General features: G+C 32.1%; 21 protein-coding genes. 5 read left to right on the top strand and 16 right to left on the bottom strand.

Going from position 1 to position 26782, the window contains the following annotated elements:
* Positions 1 to 6: 6 nt before the first annotated feature.
* The 10 genes from BTO18_RS16330 to BTO18_RS16285 all read right to left on the bottom strand — a co-directional run bounded on the left by BTO18_RS16330 (position 7) and on the right by BTO18_RS16285 (position 14051).
* Positions 7 to 1566 (bottom strand): sugar porter family MFS transporter, encoded by a 1560-nt coding sequence (locus BTO18_RS16330; RefSeq protein WP_105017254.1) that lies wholly within the window; start codon positions 1564 to 1566, stop codon positions 7 to 9.
* Positions 1567 to 1587: 21 nt separating this feature from the next.
* The gene (locus BTO18_RS16325) at positions 1588 to 2706 is read right to left on the bottom strand and encodes a glycoside hydrolase family 117 protein (RefSeq protein ID WP_105017253.1); all 1119 of its coding nucleotides are present in this window, start codon (positions 2704 to 2706) and stop codon (positions 1588 to 1590) included.
* Between the two features lie 10 nt (positions 2707 to 2716).
* Positions 2717 to 3808 (bottom strand): mandelate racemase/muconate lactonizing enzyme family protein, encoded by a 1092-nt coding sequence (locus tag BTO18_RS16320; RefSeq protein ID WP_105017252.1) that lies wholly within the window; start codon positions 3806 to 3808, stop codon positions 2717 to 2719.
* Positions 3809 to 3812: 4 nt separating this feature from the next.
* The gene (gene aldA, locus BTO18_RS16315; protein WP_105017251.1) at positions 3813 to 5267 is read right to left on the bottom strand and encodes an aldehyde dehydrogenase; all 1455 of its coding nucleotides are present in this window, start codon (positions 5265 to 5267) and stop codon (positions 3813 to 3815) included.
* A 174-nt stretch (positions 5268 to 5441) separates the two neighbouring features.
* Positions 5442 to 6206: an SDR family oxidoreductase gene (locus tag BTO18_RS16310; protein ID WP_211295638.1), complete on the bottom strand. Its 765-nt coding sequence runs from the start codon at positions 6204 to 6206 to the stop codon at positions 5442 to 5444.
* Positions 6207 to 6291: 85 nt separating this feature from the next.
* Complete coding sequence (locus BTO18_RS16305; RefSeq protein ID WP_105017249.1) at positions 6292 to 7308, bottom strand: zinc-dependent alcohol dehydrogenase; 1017 nt, start codon at positions 7306 to 7308, stop codon at positions 6292 to 6294.
* Between the two features lie 19 nt (positions 7309 to 7327).
* A complete protein-coding gene (locus BTO18_RS16300; RefSeq protein ID WP_105017248.1) occupies positions 7328 to 8305 on the bottom strand; it encodes a LamG domain-containing protein in 978 nt (325 codons plus the stop codon).
* Positions 8306 to 8307: 2 nt separating this feature from the next.
* Entirely contained in the window at positions 8308 to 10848 is a 2541-nt protein-coding gene (locus BTO18_RS16295; protein WP_105017247.1) for a glycoside hydrolase family 2 TIM barrel-domain containing protein, read from the bottom strand.
* Positions 10849 to 11185: 337 nt separating this feature from the next.
* Positions 11186 to 12421, bottom strand: coding sequence for a right-handed parallel beta-helix repeat-containing protein (locus BTO18_RS16290; protein WP_170063302.1), 1236 nt, complete (start codon positions 12419 to 12421; stop codon positions 11186 to 11188).
* Positions 12422 to 12482: 61 nt separating this feature from the next.
* Positions 12483 to 14051, bottom strand: a complete 1569-nt coding sequence (locus tag BTO18_RS16285) for a sulfatase family protein (protein ID WP_437438435.1) — start codon at positions 14049 to 14051, stop codon at positions 12483 to 12485.
* Between the two features lie 313 nt (positions 14052 to 14364).
* Here BTO18_RS16285 and BTO18_RS16280 point away from each other — a divergent pair, with 313 nt between their 5' ends.
* From BTO18_RS16280 to BTO18_RS16260, 5 genes are all read left to right on the top strand, one after another.
* The gene (locus BTO18_RS16280) at positions 14365 to 15483 is read left to right on the top strand and encodes a Zn-dependent alcohol dehydrogenase (RefSeq protein WP_105017244.1); all 1119 of its coding nucleotides are present in this window, start codon (positions 14365 to 14367) and stop codon (positions 15481 to 15483) included.
* Positions 15484 to 15581: 98 nt separating this feature from the next.
* On the top strand, positions 15582 to 16385 hold the full coding sequence (locus BTO18_RS16275; protein ID WP_105017243.1) for an alpha/beta hydrolase: 804 nt from the start codon (positions 15582 to 15584) through the stop codon (positions 16383 to 16385).
* Positions 16386 to 16396: 11 nt separating this feature from the next.
* Positions 16397 to 17554, top strand: coding sequence for a cytochrome P450 (locus BTO18_RS16270; RefSeq protein ID WP_105017242.1), 1158 nt, complete (start codon positions 16397 to 16399; stop codon positions 17552 to 17554).
* 179 nt (positions 17555 to 17733) lie between these two features.
* Positions 17734 to 18048 carry a 2Fe-2S iron-sulfur cluster-binding protein gene (locus BTO18_RS16265; protein ID WP_105017241.1) on the top strand — a complete coding sequence of 105 codons (315 nt, stop codon included), beginning with the start codon at positions 17734 to 17736 and terminating at the stop codon, positions 18046 to 18048.
* Positions 18049 to 18148: 100 nt separating this feature from the next.
* Positions 18149 to 19393 (top strand): NAD(P)/FAD-dependent oxidoreductase, encoded by a 1245-nt coding sequence (locus tag BTO18_RS16260; RefSeq protein WP_105017240.1) that lies wholly within the window; start codon positions 18149 to 18151, stop codon positions 19391 to 19393.
* An 81-nt stretch (positions 19394 to 19474) separates the two neighbouring features.
* Here BTO18_RS16260 and BTO18_RS16255 read toward each other — a convergent pair whose 3' ends face one another.
* The 6 genes from BTO18_RS16255 to BTO18_RS16230 form a co-directional block, all read right to left on the bottom strand.
* The gene (locus tag BTO18_RS16255; RefSeq protein ID WP_105017239.1) at positions 19475 to 20494 is read right to left on the bottom strand and encodes a T9SS type A sorting domain-containing protein; all 1020 of its coding nucleotides are present in this window, start codon (positions 20492 to 20494) and stop codon (positions 19475 to 19477) included.
* Between the two features lie 144 nt (positions 20495 to 20638).
* A complete protein-coding gene (locus BTO18_RS16250; RefSeq protein WP_105017238.1) occupies positions 20639 to 20821 on the bottom strand; it encodes a hypothetical protein in 183 nt (60 codons plus the stop codon).
* Between the two features lie 23 nt (positions 20822 to 20844).
* A complete protein-coding gene (locus BTO18_RS16245) occupies positions 20845 to 23079 on the bottom strand; it encodes a T9SS type A sorting domain-containing protein (protein WP_105017237.1) in 2235 nt (744 codons plus the stop codon).
* Between the two features lie 156 nt (positions 23080 to 23235).
* Positions 23236 to 23820, bottom strand: a complete 585-nt coding sequence (locus BTO18_RS16240) for a hypothetical protein (protein WP_105017236.1) — start codon at positions 23818 to 23820, stop codon at positions 23236 to 23238.
* Between the two features lie 154 nt (positions 23821 to 23974).
* Positions 23975 to 25198: a hypothetical protein gene (locus BTO18_RS16235; protein WP_105017235.1), complete on the bottom strand. Its 1224-nt coding sequence runs from the start codon at positions 25196 to 25198 to the stop codon at positions 23975 to 23977.
* A gap of 13 nt (positions 25199 to 25211) precedes the next feature.
* On the bottom strand, positions 25212 to 26774 hold the full coding sequence (locus BTO18_RS16230; protein ID WP_105017234.1) for a RagB/SusD family nutrient uptake outer membrane protein: 1563 nt from the start codon (positions 26772 to 26774) through the stop codon (positions 25212 to 25214).
* Positions 26775 to 26782 lie beyond the last annotated feature (8 nt).

Raw genomic sequence — 26782 nt, 5'->3', positions numbered from 1 at the left:
TAAATTTTATTTTACTAATAATTCTTCCAATTCCTCCAATGATTTTCCTTTTGTTTCTGGAACTTTTATCCAGATTAAAACCAAACCAATCACTGCAAAAACACCAAACAATAAAAAGGTGTTTGTGTTTCCTATTTCTGCCAATTGCCAGGGGAATAATAATTGCACTAAAAAAGCAACTGCCAAATTTATTAAGCCAACGAATGAAATGGCAAGTCCTCTAATTTTATTCGGAAATAATTCTGAAAACAATACCCACATTACAGGACCAATAGACATTGCAAATGCACCAACAAAACCAATAATTCCTATTAAAATAAGGATAGTATTCATATTTGCTGATGCAGTAATTAATGTTGATTCGTGTGTTAAAGCAGCTTCTTCTCCTAAAGTAGAAGTAAGTGCTGCTTTAAAATCAATATCACTTTCAAATACTTTATCTTTTAATTGAAGAATTTTAGTTTGATTGATTTCAGCAGGTAAGTTTGAAATTGCTGTCTCATTTAAAGTATAAGTAGCTTCGCTAAAACCGTAACTTAATAAAAACAAAGAGATTGCAATTCCTACCATTCCAATAATTAACAATGGTTTTCTTCCGAATTTATCGATTGTTAAGATGGCAAGTATAGTAAACCCTAAATTGGTAACACCTACCAAAGCTGCTTGAATAAAAGATGCATCTGTACCAATTCCTGTCTGTTCAAAAATCATTGGCGCATAAAAAAGAACTGCATTTATACCTACAATTTGTTGAAAAATTCCTACAATCAAACCAATAACTATAACCTTTCGCATATTTTTCTTAAACAAATCGCTAATTTTGGATTTTGTTTTGTTTTTATCTTCTGCAATACTTTGCTCTACTTCATTTAATTGAGAAATAGCTTCATTTTCTGAAACTACTTTTTTCATAACAACAAGTGCTTCTTCTTTTTTATTTTGAGTCATTAACCACCTTGGACTTCTTGGCACTATAAATAATCCTAAATAATATAAGATTGCTGGTATAGCTTCTAAACCTAACATCCATCTCCAATTCCATTTGTCGAAACCAAAGGTTTTTGTCCATTCAGCATCAGAATTTCCCCATTTCAAAATCAAATAATTTGTAAAAAAAGCGATAGAAATACCAATTACAATATTCAACTGATTGAAAGAAACTAACTGACCACGTTTTTCTGGTGGTGCAACTTCAGCAATATACATTGGAGCGATAATTAATGCAGCACCTACTGCTAAACCACCAATCATTCTAAAAATAATCAATGAGATAAATGTACCTGCTAATGCAGAACCAGCAGCTGAAATTGTGAATAATATAGCCGCAAATTTTAGTATTTTTCTTCTTCCATGTTTATCACTCATTGGACCAGCAATCATCATTCCTAATGCAGCTGTCAAAGTGATGGAACTAACTGCCCAACCTAATTCTAATTTTGTAAGATTAAATTCTGGTTCTATAAATTTTACAACTCCAGAAATAACAGAAGCGTCAAAACCTAATAGAAATCCTCCTAATGCTACTATAGCTGCAATTTTGACTACAAAGAATTTTTTACTTGACATATTTTAGTTTTAGTTAATTGTTTATGTTGTTATTTCTCCTTTTGCTGTATGATGTCTCATTTTCCAAGTAGTAAACCTTCTTATATATTGATAATCATCATTCATATATTTGTGAGTTAAACCCCACCTTAAAATATGTGTTGGATGAATTTCTGGGTCTACATATCTATTTAATCCTATTGCATGTGGAGCACCTTTTACCACACTTTTTATTTCGAAGTTAATTCCATCTGGAGACCATTGTAAGGTGTTTTTTTCTGGACCATCAGTAGTGATTAAAGAAGATATTCCTCCATTATATGGCCAAACACAAATTTCGTGTCCGCTATTAGAAATTGGATTGTATTCTGACTTTATATAAGGCCCTTTAGGATGGTCTGCAATAGCAACTCCGTGTCTAATTTGTCTACCACCAAAGGTGATAGCTTCTCCCATTTGCTCACCTTTATAGTACAAATAGAATTTATTATTGTAAGGAATTATACAAGGGTCGTGTACTTTATGGCTATCAAAATCCCCCTTTTTTTCTACTGCAAATCTATTCTGTGTTTTTCCTTTCCAAATACCATTATCTGCTGGTTTTAAAATAGGTATTTTACTTTTTTCCCAAGGTCCATAAGGAGAATTTGACCAAGCTAAACCAACTTCATTTTTTACACGAACTGTATAGTCTCCTTTTATAGTTTGATAGGATAAATAATATACTCCATCATATTCCATAATTTCTGGTGTAAAAACAGAACGATCATCATAATAACCTTTTTTTCCTCTTTCTACAGCTAAACCCTCTTCTTTCCATGTAATACCATCATAAGAAGTGGCATACCACAAATCACATCTATCCCAAGGAAAAACTTTATCTTCAGAAATATTTCCAGCAAAACCTTGAGTTGGACCAACACTTCTGCTATACCAAACAAAATATTTGCCATCAAACTTTATCATTGCACTTGGGTCTCTTCTTACAATGCCTTCTTCGTAAGCCAAATCTCCTTTAAGGTCTTCAATTTCATACTCAAAAAACCAATCACAATCTAAATCTGAAGGCCATTGCAAAGCTCTTTTACTTGCTGCACTTAATTTGTCTTTATTCCTAATTCCTAAAAAATCTTGTTGTTTATCTGTAATTTCTATACTCATTATTTAGGTTTTATTGTTGATGAGGAGCTAATTTTTCCCAATTAAACTCTACTCCAACTCCAGGTGTATTTGGAGCTACTGCTCTATAATTTTCTACCATTAAAGGACGCATTGTATATTCATCAATAGGGAAACTATGGACTTCTAACCAACCTGCATTGGGTTGAGCAGCAACTAGACTCACGTGTAATTCTTGCATCCCATGAGAACATGCAGGAATGTTATTTTTTGCAGCCAATTTTGCAGCAGCCAACCAGCCTGTAACACCACCACAATTAGATGCATCTGGCTGTACAAAAGACAATTTTGATTGCTCCATTGCATACTCAAACTCATGAATAGTGTGTAAGTTTTCACCCATTGCTAAAGGAAAATCTGTAGCATCCACAATTTCTGCATAGCCTTTGTAATTATCAGGAATAATAGGTTCTTCAAACCAAGTAATATTATATTGTTTAAAGCCTTCTATTGCTTTGATAGCTTTTTCTACTGTCATAGCATAATTGGCATCTACCATAAACGTAACATTTGGTCCAATATATGCTCTAACTGCTTTTATTCTGTCTAAATCTTCTTGTAAATTTTCTCTACCAATTTTTATTTTTACAGCGTTAAATCCTCTTTCCAAATAACTTTTTATATTCCCTAAAAGTTTTTCAATTGGAAACATTAAATCAATACCTCCACAATACGCTTTACAGGTGTTATTTGCACCACCTGCTACTTTCCATAAAGGTTGATTTAATTTTTTACACCTGATGTCCCAAAGTGCAATATCAACAGCAGAAATTGCGAAAGAGGCTATTCCTCCACGACCCACATAATGAATATGCCATTCTAAAAAATCGTAGATTTCTTCGATATTTGTTCCATCTTTTTCGATTAAAACTTCTGTAAAATCGTGTTCAATCATCGCTTTTATTGCGTGACCACCTTTTCCTCCAGTATAAGTATACCCTGTTCCTTCACTACCATCTTCTAAAGTGATGGTGACAGTGACCAACTCAAAATGATAATGATCTCCATGTTTCGCATCAGACATTACTTCTGGTAATGGAACTGTAAATAATTTTGTTTCTATTTTTTTTATCTCTGTACTCATTTTATTAAACTTTATGTCTTATATAAAAAGTCTTTTTTTCTAAATATTGTTCAAAACCATATTTACCATCTTCACCTCCAGAACCAGATAATTTATATCCATTATGAAACCCTTGATGTTGTTCTCCATGCCCTCTGTTTACATAGATTTCTCCATACTCCAGTTCATCATTACATTTCATAATGGTGTTCATATTATTGGTAAAAACCATTGCAGCTAAACCATAGTCACAATCGTTGGCATACCCAATTACTTCATCAAAAGTTTTAAATTTTAAGACTGGTAAAATTGGTCCAAAAGCTTCTTCGTGTACAATAGTCATGTCTTGAGAAACATTGGTTAAAACAGTTGGCTCAAACCAATATCCTTTTTCAAATTGTTTTCCTTCGGGTCTTTTACCTCCAGTGGCTAAAGTTGCTCCTTCTTCTAAACTCACTTTTACTAAATGCTCCATATGTTTTAATTCGTTTGCATTTACTTTTGGTCCCATATCAGAATCTTCTAACATTGGATCTCCTACTTTAATCTTTTTCACTTTCGCGATGAATTTCTCCATAAAAACATCATATATATCTTTATGAACATACATACGTTCATTACATGTACATACTTGTCCACAATTGTCAAATCTTGAATGTAAAGCAGCGTCTACAGCAGCATCAATATCTGCATCTTCAAAAACAATAAAAGGAGCTTTACCACCTAATTCTAATTGAACGTGGGTTAAATTTTGTGCTGCATTTCTTGCAATTTGTTGGCCAACAGGAGTAGAACCTGTCATTGTTACCATTTTACAAATAGGGCTTTCTACCAAGGCATTACCCATTGCACGTCCTGGACCTGTTAAAATATTAATAACCCCTTTTGGAATACCAACTTTGCTAGCAAGACTCCCTAACTCTAAAGTTGCTAAAGGTGTTTCTGATGTCGGTTTGATAACAATTGTATTTCCTGCAATTAATGCTGGTCCTAATTTACGTGCTGCTAAAGCAAAAGGGAAATTCCAAGCTGTAATTGCAACTACAACTCCTCTTGGTACTTTTTGAATCCAGATTTGTTCATTTGGGTTATCAGATGGAATAATATCTCCTTCTATTCTTCTTGCACCTTCACAAGCATATTCTATAAAAGAAGTAGCTACAGCAACTTCCATTTTTGCTACTTTTAATAATTTTCCTTGTTCTTTTACTAACAATTCCGCTAAAAAATTTGCATTTTCTTTTATTTCATTAGAAAGTTTGTACAGCAAATCTGCTCTTTCTCTAGGTGGTAATTTTTTCCATTCTTTTTGAGCAACATCTGCTGCATTTAAAGCTTCAATAGCTTCTTCTGCTGTTCCGTTTTGAACTCTAGCCACAATTTCTTGCGTTGATGGACTAACAATGTCTATGGTTTCTCCTGATGTAGAAGTTATCCAATCACCATCAATAAACATTTGGTATTCTTTAATATCTGACATAATATTTGTTTTTCTCGCAAAAACGCAAAAGCGCAAAAGCAGTATATATTTTTTTCTGCAAGGTCTTTTTTTGACCTTGCAGGTATTATTTATTATTCACTTTTCTATTTATACCTACAATTTTTTTAAACCTTGCAGGAAACTTGTTAATTTTCCTTTGGGATTAAGGGCTTTTTATCTACCCATCCAACCACCATCAACAAGAACTATAGAACCATTCATATAAGATGCTGCATCTGATGCTAAAAATACAGTTGGACCAGCAAAATCAGTTGGTTTCCCCCATCTTCCAGCAGGAATTCTTGATAAAATTGATGCTGATCTGTCTGGATCATTACGTAAGGCTTCTGTATTATCTGTGGCAATATATCCAGGCGCAATTGCATTTACATTTACACCTTTGCTTGCCCACTCATTTGCAAAAGCCATTGTCATTTGACCAATTGCTCCTTTACTTGCTGCATATCCAGGTACTGTAATTCCTCCTTGAAAAGTTAGTAATGAAGCTGTGAAAATCACTTTTCCTGAACCTCTTGCAATCATTTCTTTTCCAAATTCTCTGGTTAAAATGAATTGTGCAGTTTGATTTACTTCAATTACTTTATCCCACATTTCATCTGGATGTTCTGCTGCTGGTGCACGTAAAATTGTACCTGCGTTATTTACCAAGATATCTATTTGTGGAAAATCTTGTTTTACTTCACTAATAAATTTGTACAGGGATTTTCTATCAGAAAAATCGCATTGATAGGCGTTGAATTTTTTACCTCTTGCTATTACTTCTTTTTCAACATCAGAATTATTTAATTCTAATGATGCTGAAACTCCGATAATATTTGCACCAGCTTCTGCTAACCCTACAGCCATTGCTTTGCCAATTCCTCTTTTACAACCTGTTACGATAGCTGTTTTTCCTTCTAAACTGAATGTATTTAAAATACTCATTATTATTTTTTGTTTAATTGTTGAAGTGTTGAAAAGTGTAAACATCCCTATTAAACAATTACACAATTCAACATTTTTACTATAACTGGCAATCCATTAAGACTTTTAATCCATCAGGATTATTATCTATATTTTCAAAAACTTGTTGAATGTTACTTAAAGGTTGTACATCTGTTATCATATCTGTAAATGGCAATTCATTTGTTGTGATTAAATCAATTGCTTTTTCATAATCTTCTTTTTCGTATACTCTGGCTCCAATCAATTTTAATTCTTTCCAGAAAAACTTAAATAAATCCACTGGTTTTTTTTCTCCATGAATGGCTACCATTACAATTCTTCCTCTAATTCCTGCAATTTCACACATCATATCTAAAGCTGGTTGTACACCAGCAACTTCAAAAACAACATCTGCTTTTCTTCCTTCTGTTTTATCAGAAACATATTGTACTAAATCAATATCAATAGGACTTACAGCATCAAAACCTAAATCTTTTGCTTTTTGAATTCTTTTTGGATTTACTTCTGAAATAATCACTTGAGCACCCACTTCTTTAGCAACCATTGCTACCAATAAACCAATAGGTCCACCACCTAAAACAACTGCAGTTTCTCCTTTTTTTAATTCGCTTAAACGAACATCGTGTGCTGCAACTGAAAGTGGCTCAATTAAAGCCGCCAATTTTAAATCGGTAGTTACTTTTAATTTATGAAGCGTAAATGCAGGTACATTCCAATATTGTTGCATGGCTCCAGGACTGTCTATTCCAATAAATTTTAATTCTTCGCAAACGTGATTGAATCCCTTGTCTGATGGTTTTGCTTTTCTGTCATCTAATGGACGAACCACTACTTTTTCTCCAATAGAAAAATTAGTAACATCACTTCCAATAGCATCAATAACTCCTGACATTTCGTGACCAATGGTTACAGGGATTTGAACTCTTTTATCCATCATTCCATGGTAAATATGAACATCTGTTCCACAAACACCTACATAAGCAACTTTTATTCTTACTTCGTCATTTTTTGGTGCTTCTATTTCTTTTTCTATAACAGAAAATGTTTGATTTCCTTGATATTGTGTAGCTTTCATTTATAATTTATTCTCTTATTTAATTCTTATGAACGGGTCTAAATGTTCTTACATAATCTACCAAATACTTGTTTTTTGTTTCATCAGCAAGTTCAGCATCTGTTGGTGTTATTGGAGGGTTTTTTCTTGATCTCCAATCGTGATCTTCTAAATCAATCACCATAAACATTGCTCTGTTTAAGCCTAAATTTGCTGGATCTTGTATACTTTCTTTACGTATTTGATTTACCAATTTTCCATCATAATAAATATCGATTGTAAATGCATCTTTCCAATAAGCACCATAGGTGTGAAATTCGTTTCTCCAAGGAGAGCCATCTGCTAATTTGCTTTTTACAGATTTATTGATGTCTTTTATAATTGAGTTATCACTATCATTTCTTAAAAAAACGTGGGTGTTAGAAGCTGCATTTGCTGCAAACCATTTTTCGCTTTCTCTGTCTCCACCATAAATCTCTAAAACATCTAATTCTCTTTTATCGTCTTTGCTTAAAAACCAAAAGTTTGATGATAAAACCTGATTCGCAACTTTAGCTCTTACTTCTGTATAAACAGGGTATTTTAATTCTTGTTTTGATGTAACTACACCACAATAGACTCTATTTGTATTTGGTTTTCTTGAAGCTGAAATAATTAAATTTCCTTCTTTCACATCAGAATTATTGGATGTCCATTCTGTTAAACCAGGTCCTCTCCAACCATTAAAATAGCTGTCATTCCAGTTCTTTTTAAACTCATCATTTTTGCCTTCGTAATTAAATTCGTCTGAAAAATTGGCTTCTAATTCCCAAGTTTGATTTAATTCTGGGTAACTCTCTGCAATTGCTTTTGCGATAATTCCACGATTAAAATTGGTTTCTAATTTTTGTTTTATTCCGTTTTTTACTGATGTAGATTTTGCTACCTCTTTTTTTTCTGATGTTTCTTTTTTTGCGACTGCACAAGCAGCAAAAAATAGACTTATAGTAGCAAAGAGTAATATATTTTTAAGTTTCATATTTATTGAATATTTATTGTTATCGTTTGTGATGGCAAGTCTTTTGAAGTTGCCGTAATTTTAACTTTCCCTTTTTTGTTTTTTGCTTGGATAATTAATAAGGTTCTACCTTTATATGTTGTTCCTGAATTAGATTGAAATTTCTCAACACTCTTTTTCCAACCATTATCTATTCCTAATAATTTTGCTTCTCCTTCTATGTTAAAAGTAATTTCTCTGTTGTCTGTTTTTACAGGGTTTCCATTATCATCCGTAAGTTGAAGAATGATATGTGCAACATCATAATTATTGGCATTGATATTTTTTTCTTCAGATGAAAGCTGAATTTGAGTTGCTTTTCTTGCAGTGATTAATTCTGATGTAATTTTTTTTCCGTCTTTAATACCTTTAGCAACTAACTTTCCATCAGCAAAAGGAACTCCCCATTTGTAAATGTGATCTTCAAAATCGGATAGTTTCTTTTTTCCTAAAGATGTATCATTTAAAAACAGTTCAATTTCATCACAATTCGAATAGATTTCTACTGAAATCATTTCATTATTATTGTAATTCCAATGCTCATTTACATCTTGCCAAACCCACAACGCTTGTTTCCATTGTTCAGGATTTTTTGCAACAATATTTCCTTTTTTATCAATTATATTTAAAGATTTTTCAATGTTTTGTGTTGCAATATGGATGTGAGGTTCGTCATTCCACAATGTTTTCATCATATGATAAGAACCTTTTTTGAAACCTGCTGAATTCAGCATTCCAGAAGGTTGCACTCTCACTGGCCAAGGATCTCTAATTTCTCCCATATAATCAATTCCTGTCCAGAGAAAAGTTCCTGCAATATGAGGACGTTCCATAATGGCTTTCCATTCGTGAAACTGTGCTAAATTTTCAGTTCCCATAATGGGTTTATCAGGATAATTTTTGTGTCCATAATCGTATAAAACACGTCTATAACTGTACCCTACAACATCTAAAGGATCTGTATAACCAGATAAATGGCTTGCAGAAGGCAAAATTAAATTAGCAGTTACAGGTCTTGTTTTGTCTAATTCTTTTGTCCATTTTGATAGTTTATTGGCAGTTTTTCCAATATCATATTTCCCTTTTGGTAAGGTTTCTAATTGCTTTTTAATTTGGGCAGTTGTAAAAGGTGGTTCAGACCAAAAGTAGTTTCCATCCCAACTCATATTATCGAAAAAGCCTGTTGCTTGAGCGTTTCTAGGATAAGTCCATTCAATCTCATTACCAATACTCCATTGAAAAATCGATGGATGATTTCTATGGCTCAACATCACATTTGTTAAATCTGCTTTTGCCCATTTTTGAAAATGCTCTCCATAACCTCTTGTGATGTAATCTTTACTTTTCGATTCATTTTGATTGAAACGCTTGTCTTTTGGATTGTCCCATTCATCAAAAAATTCATCTTGCACTAAAAATCCCATTTCATCACAGAGTTCTAAAAATTCTTTGGATGCAGGATTATGAGAAACACGAATTGCATTTGCACCTCCATCTTTTAAAATTTGTAAACGCCTTTTCCATACTCCTTTTGGAACTGCAGCACCAACCAAACCACCATCATGATGTAAACAGATACCTTTTATTTTCATATTTTTTCCGTTCAAATAAAAACCTGTGTTTGCATCAAAACGTATGGTTCTTATCCCAAATGTTGTGGTGTAATTTTGAATGGTTTTGTTATTTTTTTGAATAGAAGTGATAGCTTTGTATAAATGAGGATTCTCAACATCCCATAAATCTGGGTTTGCTATATTGATGTTTTGCGTAACTTCTATTGATGAATTTGCTTCGATATTAATTTCGCTTTCTAACTCTGCAACTTGATGGTTATTGTCATCAATAATTATTGTTTTCAGCGTTGCTTTTTCATCCGAAGAAAAATTATTTTGAGCGTTTATTTTTAAATTTACAGTAGCATTCTCTTCTGTGATTTTTGGAGTGGTTATAAAAGTTCCCCAAATAGGAATATGTAATTTATTTACGGTAAATAATTTTACATTTCTATAAATCCCTGCTCCTGTGTACCATCTTGAATCTGCATAACGTGAATGATCAACTTTTACAGAAATGGTATTTTCTTTTCCGTTTTTGTGTAAATACGGAATTAAATTGTAGTAAAAAGGAGAATATCCATAAGGATGAAATCCTAGTTTTTTTCCGTTGATAAACGTTTCTGAATTGTTATAAACTCCATCAAATAGAATGTAGGTTTCTTTGTTTTCATCAGTAGGAACATTAAAAGTTTTCTTGTAAAAACCATATCCTTTACTTGCCAAATAACCAGTTGCATAAGCATCGTTTACTAAAGTAGAGTCAAAAGGTTGTGCTATAACCCAATCGTGAGGTAAATTTACTTTTTTATATTGATTTTCTGAAACTTCATCAATTTCTTTATTTTCTTGAGATAAATAAAACTGCCAATTTTGATTAAAATCTGTTTTGTATTCTTTAATTGCATCATTTTTTGAAGTACAATTTACAAGAAGAAAAGAAGCTAATAGTAAGGTCAATAATATTCTCATTTATACAAATTTGAAACGGAAATTTTTTGATTAAATATCTATTCCAAAATTCGTTTTAAATGAGTAGAAGAAGTGTAACTTATGGATTTTTAAACGTAATAAATGATTTAAATTAAGTTTTTTATCCTGCAAGGTTTCTAAAACCTTGTAGGTATTTATTCTCTTATTACTTTAAAATCCACAAGGAATCCTTGTTCCTCGGAAATACCTTGCAGGATTAGTTCGCATTTGCGTTAGGGATTGAGCGGTTTGTTTGAGCTCTTTTTTCTTTTTCAGAAAAAAAGCGAGTAGCGAAAGCCCGACCTTTTTAGGGAACGCCCAAATAATATTTAAAAAACTACTCTTTATCTTTATCAGATTGATTAGTTTCTGTTTTTCGCCCTTTTAAGACCCAACCATTATCTGTAGTTTCAATATTTGGTTGCACGTACGCATTTTGAGTAATTATAGTGCTAATGTTTCCTCCATAATCTAAAACACCTTCTTTACTGGAACTGTGATACATAGCGTTTTGAGAAATTACACAACCTTCTAAATCTTTAACAATGATGCCATAATATGGATAAGGTGCACTAAATTTTGCTTCTTTTCTACCAAACCAACCCCATAAACTATTACCTGTAACTGAAGTACCTTTGCAGTTTTTTAGAATCAACTGGCTACACATATCTCCATCATTTTCACGTTCTACACCATTAGATCTAAAAATGTTTCCAGTAATTGTGTTGGATGTTGAATTTTTTAACTCAATTCCTGGCCCAAAATTATGATCGATAGAACAACCTGTTATTTGCATAGAATTAGAACCATTTAATACAATTCCACCAGTTTTATTCCACTCTACTCTGTTGGCTGTAAACATAATAGATGCAGTACCAAAAAAACGGATGGCATCAATTTCTGATTGTGGCATATCTTCTGGTGCTGAACCTTTAGCATATAATCCATTTAATTTATTGGCAGTTAATTGACAATCGATAATCCAACCATCATAACCTCCTGTTGCATCAATTCCATGTTGGTTATTAAACATAATTAAACATTTACGGATAGAAAAAACCCAACTGCGTTCAAGTTTAATTCCTGAACCTGAAAAGTAATTAATTCTGCAATCCTCTATACAAATATATTGTTCTGAACCTCTGTTTCTAGCATAAACTCCGTGCATCGATTTTCCTAAATTTTTACCATCTAAAGTCAAACCTAAAATTCTTGTTCCTCTTGAATCGTCTAAATCTAAAAAAGCTCTTGCGTTTCCAGAAAGTGCAGTAATGGTAGTTTTCCCTTTAAAATCTTTGTCTTTACCTCCTTTGTTTTCATAAGACCAAGCAGAATATCCTAAAAGTGTAATATGCGAAGGTAATTTTATAGGATGAATTGCGTAATTTCCGTGAGGAAAATAAACAGTTCCTTCTGTTTTCTGTGCTTTTTTTATGGCTTTTAAAACTGCATTTGTATCGTCTGTTTTACCATCGCCAACTGCTCCAAAATCTTTTACATTTAAAAAAGTTGATGTTTTTATTTCATTAACATAAACATCTTTTAAAATTGTTGCACTTGTATTTATAATCATTAAAAAACTGATTAAAAGTACTAACCTAAAACGATTCATATTTTATTTTTTATTGTGGTTATTAATCATCCCAGTGTTCATCAATCACTTTTTGAATGTGTGGATATTTTGCACCATCTTCTTCATTAATTTCTTTTCTTTTTGCTTTTAGTTGCGTTTTTAAATTGGCAATAGTTTCCTTGTATTCAGGGTTGTTATAGATATTATTCATTTCTTTTGGGTCTTTAGTTAAATCATAAAACTCCCAAGCAACTGGTGTATCCATTGTAAACTTATTACCCCAACTATTCTTATTCCATTTTGCATTTGGATCTTTGGTGTCTACCCAGTATTTTCCATAGAAAAAGATGAGTTTGTATTCTTTGGTTCTGATGCCAAAATGAGCAGGATTTGCATGCTTATGCGCCATATGCATCCAATATCTATAATAGGTAGCTTGTTGCCAATTTTCTGGTTCTTTGCCAGTTTCTAAAATATGTTTAAAGCTATTTCCCTGCATTTTTGCAGGTGCTTTTCCTCCAGCTAAATCTATTAAAGTGGGTGCAAAATCAGTATTATTTATAATAGCATCTGTGTAAGACCCTTTTTTAATAGTTTCTGGGTAACGTACAAAAAATGGCATTCTCATAGATTCATCATACATCCAACGTTTGTCTATATAATCGTGTTCACCCAACATAAAACCTTGGTCTCCTGTATAAACGATTATTGTATTATCATACAAATTTTCTTTTTTCAAATAGGCAATTAATTTGGCAACATTATCGTCTATACCTTTTACACAGCGTAAATATCTTTTTAAATATTCTTGATACGTTTTGTGGGTATATGCTTTATCACTTAAACCTTCAACTTGAGTTATATCAAAATCTGGATTATTTCTTTTGATATACTCATCACTCCAAATTCGCATTCCCATATTTCTGATGGAATTTCTTTTGGAAACTGATGAACCAATTTCATTAATTAATGAATTATTTTTTCCACGAGTTGCAATAGAACCGTTGTTTTCATTATCATATAAACTTGATGGTTCAGGAATTTCGACATCTTTTAAATAATCTTTGTAACGAGGTGCATATTCAAAATCGTCATGTGGTGCTTTAAATTGATGCATTAAAAAAAACGGTTTATTTTTGTCTCTTTTATTCTTTAACCAATCTAAAGTGATGTCTGTAATTACATCAGAACTGTGTCCTTCATACTTTTTTCCTTCGTATTCTGGTGTTCCATATTTTGCATATTTCATTCCAGTTTCTGTTAAATTTGGATCGAAATAAGAACCTTGTTGATGGTGTTCTGTAAAAATATTATAGTAATCGAAATTTGGTTGATATTCTAAATGCCATTTCCCAACCAAGGCTGTTTGGTAGCCCAATTTTTTCATTTCAATTGGTAAATATTGATGTTCCGTTTTAATACTTCCTTCTAAATCTATTACACCATTTGTTTGGCTATATTGGCCAGTAATTATGGTTGCTCTGCTTGGTGTACAAATAGAATTTGTAACAAAACAATTGTTAAAAATCATTCCTTCCTTTGCAACTGCATCTAAAGTAGGAGTGGGATTTAAACTGGATAATCTGCTACCATAGATTCCAAACGCCTGTGTAGTATGATCATCGGACATTATATAAATAATATTCGGTTGTTTTGATGTTGTTTTAGTCTCTTCCTTTTTTGAAGTACAGGAAAAAATAGTTAAAATTATAAAACTAAAAAAAATGTTTTTTTTATTGATGATGATGCTTTTCATTAATCGGTTTTAAGAATATAAAGTTGATGCTTTTTTGAGTAGAAAACTACCACGTATGTTTTTTTTTTAATCAAAGATGTTTTTTTGACCCTTTATTTTTATTCTTATGTGGCTTTAAAAAAAACATTTGTTCTATTTCTTTAATAAGAAAACGTATAATTTTAACTTATAAATAATTGTTTAAAATATGGCATTAAAAAGTAAAGCAGCAATTGCAAAAGGAGATGGTTCATTTAGTATTGACACTATCGAAATTCAAAAACCTAAAGAAGATGAAGTTTTAGTTGCTGTAAAAGCAGCAGGCTTGTGTCATACAGACCACGATTCTTTAAATTGGGGTAAACCAATTGTAATGGGACATGAAGGATCAGGAATTGTAAAAGAAATTGGTGCGAATGTAACTAGCGTAAAAGTAGGAGATTCAGTTATTTTAAACTGGGCAACACCTTGTGGAACTTGCTTTCAATGCGAACACGAAAACGAACATATTTGCGAAAATAATTCGCCAGTAGTTGCTGGTGCAAATGGTTATACACCTGGTCATGCGCATAAAGAAGGTACAACTTGGAATGGAAAACCCATTGAACTTTCTTTTAATATAGGAACTTTATCAGAATATACGTTAGTAAAAGAGTCTGCAGTTGTAAAAAACACCATAAAAGATATGCCTTTTCCTGCTGCAAGTATTGTAAGCTGTGGAGTGATGACAGGTTTTGGTTCAGCTGTAAATACAGCTAAAGTTGTAGAAAATTCTTCTGCTGTTGTTATTGGAACTGGTGGTGTAGGCTTAAATGTTATTCAAGGAATTAAAGTTTCTAAAGCATCAAAAATTATTGCAATTGATATCAATCAAACAAGATTAGATATGGCAATTCAATTTGGTGCAACACACACTATTTTAGCAGATAAAGATGATGAAGGTTTGCTAAAAGCTGCTGAAAAAGTAAAAGAAATGACGAATGGAAGAGGTGCAGATTATGCTTTTGAATGTACTGCAATTCCAGCTTTAGGAGTGGCGCCTTTGGCAATGATTAGAAATGCAGGAACAGCTGTTCAAGTTAGTGGAATTGAAGAAAAAGTACTTGTAGATATGGCTTTGTTTGAATGGGATAAAATATATATCAATCCTTTATATGGCAAATGTAATCCGCAAAAAGATTTTCCAATCATTTTAAATTATTATAAAAATGGAGAGATTATGTTAGATGAAATGATTACAAGAACTTATCCTTTAGACAATTTACAACAAGCTTTTGATGATATGTTATCTGGCAAAAATGCAAAAGGTGTAATTGTTTTTGAATAGAGTTAGTACACAAAGATGCACAGAGAATTTCTGTGAAATCTTTGTGAAGATCTACGAAAAAACACTGCGAATCTCCGTGTAAAAACAAATAAAATAAAATGTCAAAATTTAGAACTACAGAAATATCAGACCCACGTTTTGAGTCTAACAACTTAAGACATATTACTGTAAAAAGTAAATACTTAAAAAACAGAGGAGATATAACTGTATTTGTTCCAGATGGAGAAAGTTTAAACAACTTACCAATTGTAACTCTATTACATGGAGTATATGGAAGTCACTGGATTTGGTCTCAAAAAACAGGAATTCATTTGCAACTGAAAACTTGGATAGAAAATGGAGAAATTGAGCCAATGATTATTGCAATGCCTTCTGATGGACTTTGGGGAGATGGAAGTGGATATGTGCCACATCTAAATGCCAATTTTGAAAAATGGATTGTTGATGATGTTCCAAATGCTGTTATAGAATTGATTCCGCAAGCAAACGAACAATCTAAATTATGTATTGCTGGTTTGTCAATGGGTGGTTTTGGTGCTTTACGATTAGGAATAAAGTATTTTACTAAATTTTCAGCAGTTTCTGGATTGTCTTCCATTACAGTTATAGATGAAATGAAATTGTTTGTTGAAGAAGAATTAGAGAATTATCATCAAAAGGATAAAGAAAACGAATCTGTTTTCGAAACAATTTTAAAAAATCAAGAAAATTTACCCCCTTTTCGATTTGATTGTGGTAAAGATGATGTACTTATCGAAGGAAATAGAAAGTTGCATCAACAATTAAAAAATTTAAAAATCAATCATATTTATAAAGAAAACGAAGGGAAACACGAATGGATGTATTGGGAAACTCATATTAAAGAAACCATTTTGTTTTTTAACGATACTTTAAAAAACTAAAAACACAACTTATGAAAAAAAGTAAACTTCCAGATCCTTTTGCAGCAGCAAGACAAACAACTGGCCTTGGTAAAATGGATGATCAAAATGATCCTGTAACAATGGTTTTAGGTTTAAAAGATGTGCGTAAATGCGCACATGCTTGGAAAGCTTTTCAATCTGGAGCAACTCCAGGACGAATTGTAGTACCCTCCGAAGTTGCCATTCGAACAACACGTCAAATTCCTTTTGAAGTAGACCCTCCTGAACATAAAGACTACAGGAATCTGGTAGAACCTTGGTTTAAAAGACCTTTGGAAGAGGAATATTCTGCAATATTATCACAACAAATAAATGACATTGTAGATGAAGTGCTAACTAAAGATTCAGTAGAAGTTGTAGAAGGTTTTTCTTTACGCCTACAATCTCGAGCGTTAACTTTATTGCTAAACACACCTTTTGAAGAAGCCGAAACTTGGATTTCTTGGGGAACACACGTTTTTAGAAGTCATGGAAATGATTTAGATGGAGATAAAGCAAATATTTTATACGATTATATTGATAAAAGAATTACACAAGCCATCAAAAATCCAAGTAACGATTTGTATTCTATGCTGTTACAAGCAGAAAAAGATGGGAAAAAATTAACTCGTGAAGAAGTAAAAGGTGTAATGATTTTAACTTTTGCTGGTGGTAGAGATACAGTTATTAATGCAGTTACAAATTCAATCGCTTATTTCGCAGAACATCCAAAATCTTTAGAGCAGTTAAAAGAAAGTCCAGAAATGGTGAACAATGCTGTTGAAGAATTAATCCGTTATTTTTCTCCTTTAACACATATGGGACGTGTTGCAACACAAGACACACAAGTTTGCGAACACGCAATAAAAGCGGATTCTAGAATTTCGTTATGTTGGGCATCTGCAAATAGAGATGAAAGAACTTTTGAAAACCCAAATGAAGTTATTTTGGATAGAAAAGTAAACCCTCACGTGGCTTTTGGTTTTGGTACTCATAACTGTTTAGGAGCAACGCATGCAAGACAAATTATGCGAACTTTATTAACAACATTACCAAAAAAAGTAAAATCTATAGATATTTTAGAATACAAAGAAAACATTGAAGAATTAGGAGAATTCAAACGAAAAGTTGGTTATGATAACCTAACTGTTCAGTTTAATAAAAAATAAGAGAAAAGACTCAAAACAAGAAATTCAACACACAGTTTGTCACGCTAAAAGCGTCTCACACAATAAAAATTTCAGAAACGATTCTTTCAGAATGACAAACTGTGAGAGGAAAAAATAAAAATATTAGATAAAAAACTTTGCGTCTCTGCGTCTTTGCGAGACTAAAAAAACAAAAAATTATGGCAAAAATAACTTTTATAACAAGAGATAACGAAACTATAGAATTAGAAGGAACTTCTGGTTCAGTAATGCAATTGGCAGTAGATAATAATGTTGCAGGTATTGATGGAGATTGTGGAGGCGTATGTTCTTGTGCAACCTGTCACGTACACGTAGCTCCAGAACATCAAGCAAAAACAGGCGAAGCTACAGAAATTGAAACAGATATGTTAGAGCTAAATGATTATGCAAATGAACAAAGTAGATTGTGTTGTCAAATGGAAATTAGTGAAGAATTAGATGGAATTGTATTACAAGTTGCAGAATCTGATTAAATAAATCGTCATTACGAAGAACGAAGTAATCTGTAAATTAAAGATGTGATTGCTTCGTACCTCGCAATAACATAGAATATAAAAATAAAAACATTATTCAATGTCAGACAATTCTACTAAAAATTCCATTTGTGTTGTAATTGGCGCAAGTCATGCAGGTGTAAATCTTGCTTTTGCTCTAAGAAAAGAAGGTTGGGAAGGTGAAGTTTTACTTTTTGATAAAGACCCAGAACTTCCATATCATAGACCACCACTTTCAAAAACCTATTTACAAAACGAGGAAGTAAATCTTTTAAAAGCTGAAGATAGCTACCAAAAAGATAATATTAGTTTAAATTTAGGTGTTTCTGTAAATTCGATTAACAGAGAAAATAAAACGATTATTTTAAGTGATGGTTCTCATCAACCTTATCACAAATTGGTTTTGGCAACTGGTGCTCGTCCAATAATTCCGCCAATTCCAAGAATTGAAAACGCTAAAAATTTATACCCTTTAAGAACTGCAGCAGATGTAACAAACATTAGAAATGCCTTTCAGAATAGTATTAATAAACGAGTTGTAATTATTGGTGGAGGTTATATTGGTTTAGAAACAGCTGCTTCTATTAAAAAACTGGGAGGAACTGTTACAGTTTTAGAACGTGAATCAAGAATTTTAGCACGCGTAACAGCTCCAGAAATGTCTGATTTCTTTATGAAATTACATTCAGAAAATGGTGTAGAAATTTTAACTGATAAAAATGTTATTTCTATTGATGTTCAAGATGATGTGAATACTGTAAACTGTGCAGATGGTTCTTTTTATATAGCCGATATTATTGTTGTTGGTGTTGGTATTCGTGTAAATACAGAATTGGCAAAAGAGGCTCAATTAGTTATTGAAAACGGTATTTTAATTGATGAAACTGCTTGTACAAACGACAATGATATTTATGCAATTGGCGATTGTACATTTCATAAAAATCCGCATTATAATCGATTTGTACGTTTGGAATCTGTTCAAAATGCTGTAGATCAAGCAAAAGTTGCAGCTGCTGCTATTTGTGGAAAAAAAATTATTTATAATGCTATTCCCTGGTTTTGGTCAGATCAATTTAATGTAAAACTACAAATGGTTGGTTTATCAGAAGGATATAATCAACTATTTATCAGAAAAGAAGAAAGTGAAACTACAAAAATTTCTCTTTGGTATTTTAAAGATGATACTTTATTGGCTGTGGATGCCATTAACAATCCTAAAGCATTTGTATTGGGAACAAAATTTATTAAAGACGGAAGTAAGATTGATACTACCAAATTAATAGATGCTTCTGTTCTTTTTAAACCATTAAATCTATTGATTTAAAAGTACAAAATTATAGTCTATTATATAAAAAACGCTAACGAAAGTTAGCGTTTTCTCTTTTAATAAATAGTAAAAGTCCTATTAGTTTTTTATAAACTTACCTAACAAACCTGTATCAGTTTTTAAGAAGTAAACTCCTTTAGATAATTCAGCAACATTTAGTTTTTGTTTATTATTAAATGACTTGATTGTTTTTCCTGTTATATCAAAAATTATTACTGATTTAAATTCTTGTTGGGTTTCAATAGTTATTTTGTCTGATGTTGGATTAGGAAATACGGAAACATTAATTAAAGAAAAATCTTTAGTATTTAAGGTAGCATTTTGAGTAATTGTAAAAGTTTGGCTTTTAGTTACAGCTCCAGCAGGACCAGTAGTATTTGAATTCCAATAACCTGTAGTTTCTGACCCATTAAAATCGCCATTAGCTCCAAAAAAACCAGGATTCCAAGTTGTATCTACTCCATTACCAGAAGCATCAGTAGTAATATCTATACTACCACCACCCCATTGTTTTCCATTGGTATCAGTAATTTTGAACTGATTAAAAACTCTGTAAGTTGTGTTAGGTGCAAAATTTTCTAAAGTAATTGATATAGCAGGAGTAGGAACCCAACCTGTAGCTTTCCCATTTTCATCTACCAAAATATCAGCTGTTGTTATAACGCTTTGGGTAATAGTAGGTACTACTGCTTTTGTAATTGTAACCACTTGAGCAGTAGAGATAAAATCTGCAGCTACAGACCTCTTATAAGAAACTACTAATCTGTATTCAAAACCGGCAGCTAAGTCTGCTGTTGGTGTAGCATCAGCAGGAACTGTTATATTTCCTGAAACCACTCCAGAAGCTGTATTTACTCCATCTTGATCTACTCCATTGGAAGCAACAAAACTAAAAGTGTTATCAGAAGTATCATACAACCTTACTAAATAGGTTAAGTTTCCTTCTACACTATCACCTGCTCCTGTATCAAAAGAAGCTGTCATTGTAAATACTTCTGCTTGTTCAAGCGAAGTTGGTGCAGCATCTATGGTTGCAGTTTGTGCAAAAGAGGTTATTGAGATTAAAAAAAATGAGAATAAAAGTAATTGTTTTTTCATAATAAATATGTTTTAAATTGTTTCATCAAATGTATAATCTGATTAGAATTTGTGTAATAAGAAATGTTTAAATTATAATAACAAATGGTTTTAAATTAAAAAAGGCTGATTTATTAAAACAGCCTTTTCAAATTTTATATTTAATTAAAATCCTGTACCAGGATCTGCAGGTGCACTTGCTGCTTGTGCCTTTTGCGGATTTAAAATCATATATGTACCTAAAGCTGTTAAGGCTGCATATTTACCATAATTTCCTATTTTCTTAATTGCGTCTTTTCTTGTTATTTCTTCAGCTTTATTGCTTTTAGTCATATTTTTGTTGCTCATTATTGCTTTTTTTATAAGTTAGATTATTCTAAAATGATTTTCTTGTTCAACTTTCCTTTTTCAGTTTCTAATTGAACTAAATAAACTCCAGTAGCTAAACTTGGTAAAGAAATTTCTTTAACACCATTAGAATTAAAAGAAACATTCATTACTCGTCTTCCCAAAATATTAAATAATCTTACATTCGATTTTCCTTGAGATAAACCAGTAATTTTTAAAGTAGAAGCATTTGTTTTATAAATACTAACATTTTCTAAACTGATGTCATTAGTATTTAATACACTTGATTTTGTATGCAAATAGAATCTTCCAGTTCCATTTAAAGCTTCGTTTAAAGTAATTTTTAAATTATTATTTAATCCATCTAAACGTGTAAAAGTATTATTTGCTCTATCCTCTAAATAAACATTAGTTCCACTAGGTAAGTTTGAAGCAGATGCAGAAAAAGTAATTTCTTTTCCAACTTCTGCTTTTACGCCAACTGGAACTATCATTGATTCAAAACCTGAATTTGGTAAAGATTGTACTTGATATTTTTTTCCAATATTATCTGATAATAACTCTGTATAAATAGAAAAGCTATCATTAGATGCACTAAACCTTTCTCCTTCATAACCAACATCAAAACCTTTAGTTGCATTTTCTAAATAATAAAGTTTTGTGTAATTATTATAACCATCTACAGAAATTTGAAGTTTAACTTCTGTTTTTGTTGTTTTTTGAAAAGTATCAGCATTATGACTCTGATTTGCTTCAGTAAAATTAACTGTACCACCAGCAACGTTTGCCTTTACAAAGAAACCTTGACCTGGAGCTATTATAAAATTATCTCCAAAAGTTTTTACCTCATACTCTCCATTTGTACCCAATGTTTGATTGTAAACCCAAATTGTTTGAGTTTCTGAAAGTGCAGCATTACCTAATAAAGTTGCACTACTTATATAGGATGCATAAGGATTTCCTAGTGCATTAAAACGATCATCTGCATTAGAAAGTACAAAATCTACACCTGAATTACTAGTATTTATTGTACCTGTAAATGAAACAGTTCCTGTATTTGTTTGCCTTTTTACTGAATATCCTTGACCAGAATTGAAAGTACCACTTGCAGCTCCTTGTAAATAAGACCAAGTATTACCAGAAGTATTATATGTTGATATACCTCTATTTGATCCACTCACAGCAATATCATTTGCTGTAACATAAGCATCGTTAAATTCTTGCCCAGCTACTGGAGAAGCCATTAAGTACCAACCTTTTAAGTTACCTGAAACAAAATTTACTGTTCTGTTGTAAGTTACATTCCCAGAAGATTCACCAGCAACGATTAAGCTACTACCTGCATTCATAGTTAAAGAACTATTTTCTTGAACTGTTAGATCTAAAACATCTGCTGATCCTGCAATAATTGGCTCATTTGCCACGTCAGTTAGTACAGCTTTTAAAGAAGCAGTTGGCACACCATTGTCCCAGTTTCCAGTGGTTGCCCAATCTGTATCTGTACCTCCAAACCATCTTGTAATTGTATTAACTACTGGTATATTCTCTTGTTGTATGCTTGATACTCCAGAATATTGAGAATAAATATTTGCAACATTTCCTGCTACTAACGTTCCACCACCAAAATAGCCCCAGTTAAGTTCGGCAGAACCATTAGCAGTCCCAACCGCTACTGTAAAGCCACCAACTTGAGTTCCTGTATGATCTCTTAATTGATTAAATAGTGTAGACCCTGGAGTTACATTAGTCCAAGTAACAATAGTTTTTAATGCTCCCTTACCTAAGCCACCACCAACAACAGAAGAAACTTCTGTTGGTAAACTGGTATATTTAATATTAGGACCTTCTGTAATAGTTACTGCTTGAAGTGTAGATATAAAGTTACCTGCAACTGTTCTTTGGTAAGAAATTACCAGTCTATATTCCATATTTGCAGCTAAATCTGCAGATGGCGTTAACGTAGCAGGTACAGTAATATTTGGTGATGTTACATCATTTTCAGCTTGGATACCATTTTTATTTACGGTAGCATTAGCCACAAAAGAAAATGTTTCATCAGTTGTATTGTATAATCTTAATACAAAAGCAAGATTACCATTTACACTATCACCTGCTCCTGCATCAAAGTCACCTTGCATAGTAAAAACTTCTCCTTGTTCTAAAGTTGTAGGTGTAGGAGGTGTATCAATTGATGCTGTTTGTGCAACAGAAATAGTTGTAATTAACAAACATAAACATAAAAGTAATTGTTTTTTCATTTTTTAAATTTTAATAATTTTTTCGAAAGTATATCCTTGTTACTTTTTTAATAGAAAGAAATGTCTAAAAAGAGAGAACAAATGGTTTTAGTTATTAAAAAAGGCTAATTCAATAAGGAAATAGCCTTTTTATTTTAGATATTGAGTTTTACTAACTTAATTTGTCAAAACGTAATTATCTACATAATACGTGTCTCCTTCACCTTTTTTACCTTCATTAAAATGAAGTCTAATTTGTGAATTCCACTTTCCATAATTATCAGAATTCACTTTTGAATTTTTAGCTGAAAAATCAAAAACAACTTCTGTCCAAGTATTTTGGGTGGTGTTAACGGTTTTTGTTTGAGAAAAATTAGCAGTATCACCTGATCCGATTTCTAAAAGAATATCAAAAGTGGTTTGGTTTTCTGAATATACCATTAGCTTTACAACCTTGTTATCTCCTGCAAAACTATGACCGGTTTTAGCTGTTGAATTATTAAAAGCTAATTGTAGCGAATTTCCTTTATTAGAGCCTTTCGTTTCTACAAACTTTACAACATTTGCTGATGTATTTATACCAGATGGATTGGGGTTTGCAACTATAGCTACTTCTGGTAGTTTAGGGTCTCCAGTCCATTCTGCAGTAGCGTTTGTATCTGGTTTTCCTTTACCATCATCTTCAAAATCTACAATAGTGTATTGTGCATTTATTGTAACTGTTAATAACAGTACAAAACATAAAATAATTTGGTTTTTCATCTTAATACATTTTAAATAATTTGTTTTTCAAAAATATATGCTTGTCCATATTAATTGAGAAAGAGATGTTTAAAATGAAAGCATATATGGTTTTAAATAAAAAAAAAGGCTGTTTTAATGAAAAACAGCCTTTTAAAAAAATAAAAGTTCTAATTTAATTTTTTACAACCTTTACATTATCCAAATGTAAATCTATATTTTGTCCTGGACTAAACCCTGGATTGAATATAGCCAAACGAACAAAATATTTACCTACTGGTAGATTTTTTGTAACAGATGCATTATTCCATGTATCTGCATTATATCTCCCTTTGAATTCTCTTAAACCCGTTTCGAATACATTTCTTTTATCAACATTTACAAAACCTAAATTAAATACGTATTCTGTACCACCAGTAATAACACCATAATGATCTAAAGTTAAGGTATAAGAACCAGCTGTTGTAACATCTATCTCTGCTTCATAATTTATATTTACGTCAGTAAAACCAGCTACTCCTGGACCTGCTTCATCATACTTGTATTTTACACTACCTGAACCTCCTCCAGGAGCAAAAATAGTATTTGAAACAGATAAATTTGCACTTCTATCTGTTGTGAAATCTTTAAATACTGCTGACCATTTTGATAAATCTGCTGTTTCTCCATTAAAATTACCACAACTTACCAAATTTGTTGCAGAAGGTACACAAGGAACAATAGCGTCTTGTATAGTAATAAAATCTTCTATTGTGGTTATACCTGTGTTATTAGGAACGCTTCTTTTTACAGTAGATTTTACTGAATATTTACCAGCAGTAGCATATTTTACTCTAGGGTTTCTTAAAGTACTTGTGGCTGGTGTGCCTCCTTCAAACTCCCAAAAAATGGTATCTTCTTCTTTAGCCTCTGCAAATGATGATTGTCCCTCAATAGTTGTATCTGTATATTGAACTTCGGTATTTACTTCTGCAACTGGTAAATCTACTTTAAAACTAGGTTCTACTTTAGGGTAAACTTTAACTTTAAAAGTATTACTTTCGGTAGTATTATCATCATAAACAACCTTAAGAGTAGTAGGAAAACCATAAGTGCCTCTAGTTCCATTAATGTTTAAAAATGGAGAAGGATTAGGGTATGTTACTGAAACTTCTTCTTGATCTGAACCAGTAATACTTCCTCCTTCAAAAATCCATTCTCTAGATGCAACATGTATAGAGGAATCTTTATAAACTGCTGTTTCTCCTTCTGTAAGTAGTATTCTATTTACTGTTGCTTTAAACTTAACGTCTCTTATACCTTCTAAAAGATTAGATTCAGTACAACTGTATATAACAACAGTTAAAGCAATAAAACGTAATAAATTCTTTGTAAACTTATATGATGTTCTTTTTTTCATTTTCTATGTTTTATTAATTATAACCAGGGTTTTGTACTAAATTAGGATTCAATTTAATTTCTGGATCTGGTATTGGCCATCTAATTTCATAATCTTGGTAATTTGAGCCTGGGTTTCCAGAAGTTGTCCAACCTGACTGATTAATGGCTTTGATAGTTGATTCATATTTTCCAAATCGAATTAAATCGTTACGTCTCCAACCTTCTATAAACAATTCTCTGTATCGTTCATCTAAAATTTCATCTGCTATTTGAGTTTGATTTTTACCTGCAATGTCTAAATTATTACTTGCAGGAAGTGCAGCTCTAGCTCTTAAAGTATTAATTGTTGCATCTACATGAGCTTGTGTTAATTTGCCTGATTGACCATTTAGTGCTTCTGCGTACATTAATAGAACATCTGCATAACGAATATAAGGGTTATCAAAAGGAGTATCATTGGTATAAGCATTTGGTTTAGATGCGTGCCATTTCCAAGGTTTCCATTGCCAGTCCGTATTTCCCCAAGTTGAAGGGTCGTTCATACCTTCTTCTGGAGATGCTTGATTAGCATTGTGTTTTGCAATATTATTTAACAAACGAATGTCATTAGCATCATATTTAGTAACGCTAGTTGCATTTACCCAACATGTTCCAAATCCTGCACCATTACTTACAAAACCTAGAGGACCGTAAAAAGAACTTAAAATACCACCCTCATTACTTCCAGGTCCATCCATTCCAATAGAAAAGACCATTTCACTGCTTTGTTCATTGTTTAAATCAAAAACTTCTGGATAGTTTGGCAATAAGCTATACACGCCACTATTTATTACTTTTAGTAATTCAGCTTCAGCCAAAGCAAATTTATCTGATTGATTTAATGGGTGTCCTGTCATCTGTAGATAAACTTTACCTAACAACGCTTGTGCAGCACCTTTTGTAGCTCTACCTCCACCTTGTTTTGCTTCTAAATTAGATTCAGCAAATTTTAAATCTTCAACAATAAAGTCGTAAACTTCTTGTGGTGTAGATTGTGCAGGCATATCTATATTTTTCAAATCTTTTGTTTCATTTTTAATTAAAGGAACGTTTTCCCAAGTAGAAACTATGGCAAAATAAATAGTAGCTCTTAAAAATTTTGCCTCACCAATCATTTCATCTCTTCTAGCAATATCTATTTGATCTTCTGTAAGTGCTGATATTCTATCTACAACACTATTTACTTTATTTAAATTTACAAATAAATTTACCCACATATTTCTAACAGTAGCATTGTTTGGAGTAACTTGTTGTAAGAAAATTAATTTTCTATCTCCTGCCCAACCAGGTACTACAACTTCGTCAGTTGCCATTGTACCCCAATGTACGCCCCATCCAAGGTTAGATTTTGCACCTGTACCAGAACTTACAGATTCTTGTACAGCATCGTAGGCACCTACCAAATAAAGTTCTGCTCCAGCTTCGTCTACTACTAATCTAGTAGCATCAATAAAAGATGTAGGATTCTCTTTTAAATAATCTTCACTACAAGAAGAGACTACTGAAATAAAAATTATCGCAAGGAATAATTTTATCATTAATTTTTGTGTTTTCATAATTGTTA

Source organism: Polaribacter porphyrae, assembly GCF_002954685.1.
Lineage (GTDB): Bacteria > Bacteroidota > Bacteroidia > Flavobacteriales > Flavobacteriaceae > Polaribacter > Polaribacter porphyrae.
This window is presented reverse-complemented; position numbering and strand designations above follow the sequence as displayed.

Bases quoted from the DNA above. Each gene is read 5' to 3' on its own strand.
- BTO18_RS16330 (WP_105017254.1), bottom strand. From the start codon at position 1,566: ATGTCAAGTAAAAAATTCTTTGTAGTCAAAATTGCAGCTATAGTAGCA.
- BTO18_RS16325 (WP_105017253.1), bottom strand. From the start codon at position 2,706: ATGAGTATAGAAATTACAGATAAACAACAAGATTTTTTAGGAATTAGG.
- BTO18_RS16320 (WP_105017252.1), bottom strand. From the start codon at position 3,808: ATGAGTACAGAGATAAAAAAAATAGAAACAAAATTATTTACAGTTCCA.
- aldA (WP_105017251.1), bottom strand. From the start codon at position 5,267: ATGTCAGATATTAAAGAATACCAAATGTTTATTGATGGTGATTGGATA.
- BTO18_RS16305 (WP_105017249.1), bottom strand. From the start codon at position 7,308: ATGAAAGCTACACAATATCAAGGAAATCAAACATTTTCTGTTATAGAA.
- BTO18_RS16300 (WP_105017248.1), bottom strand. From the start codon at position 8,305: ATGAAACTTAAAAATATATTACTCTTTGCTACTATAAGTCTATTTTTT.
- BTO18_RS16295 (WP_105017247.1), bottom strand. From the start codon at position 10,848: ATGAGAATATTATTGACCTTACTATTAGCTTCTTTTCTTCTTGTAAAT.
- BTO18_RS16290 (WP_170063302.1), bottom strand. From the start codon at position 12,421: ATGATTATAAATACAAGTGCAACAATTTTAAAAGATGTTTATGTTAAT.
- BTO18_RS16285 (WP_437438435.1), bottom strand. From the start codon at position 14,051: ATGTCCGATGATCATACTACACAGGCGTTTGGAATCTATGGTAGCAGA.
- BTO18_RS16280 (WP_105017244.1), top strand. From the start codon at position 14,365: ATGGCATTAAAAAGTAAAGCAGCAATTGCAAAAGGAGATGGTTCATTT.
- BTO18_RS16275 (WP_105017243.1), top strand. From the start codon at position 15,582: ATGTCAAAATTTAGAACTACAGAAATATCAGACCCACGTTTTGAGTCT.
- BTO18_RS16270 (WP_105017242.1), top strand. From the start codon at position 16,397: ATGAAAAAAAGTAAACTTCCAGATCCTTTTGCAGCAGCAAGACAAACA.
- BTO18_RS16265 (WP_105017241.1), top strand. From the start codon at position 17,734: ATGGCAAAAATAACTTTTATAACAAGAGATAACGAAACTATAGAATTA.
- BTO18_RS16260 (WP_105017240.1), top strand. From the start codon at position 18,149: ATGTCAGACAATTCTACTAAAAATTCCATTTGTGTTGTAATTGGCGCA.
- BTO18_RS16255 (WP_105017239.1), bottom strand. From the start codon at position 20,494: ATGAAAAAACAATTACTTTTATTCTCATTTTTTTTAATCTCAATAACC.
- BTO18_RS16250 (WP_105017238.1), bottom strand. From the start codon at position 20,821: ATGAGCAACAAAAATATGACTAAAAGCAATAAAGCTGAAGAAATAACA.
- BTO18_RS16245 (WP_105017237.1), bottom strand. From the start codon at position 23,079: ATGAAAAAACAATTACTTTTATGTTTATGTTTGTTAATTACAACTATT.
- BTO18_RS16240 (WP_105017236.1), bottom strand. From the start codon at position 23,820: ATGAAAAACCAAATTATTTTATGTTTTGTACTGTTATTAACAGTTACA.
- BTO18_RS16235 (WP_105017235.1), bottom strand. From the start codon at position 25,198: ATGAAAAAAAGAACATCATATAAGTTTACAAAGAATTTATTACGTTTT.
- BTO18_RS16230 (WP_105017234.1), bottom strand. From the start codon at position 26,774: ATGAAAACACAAAAATTAATGATAAAATTATTCCTTGCGATAATTTTT.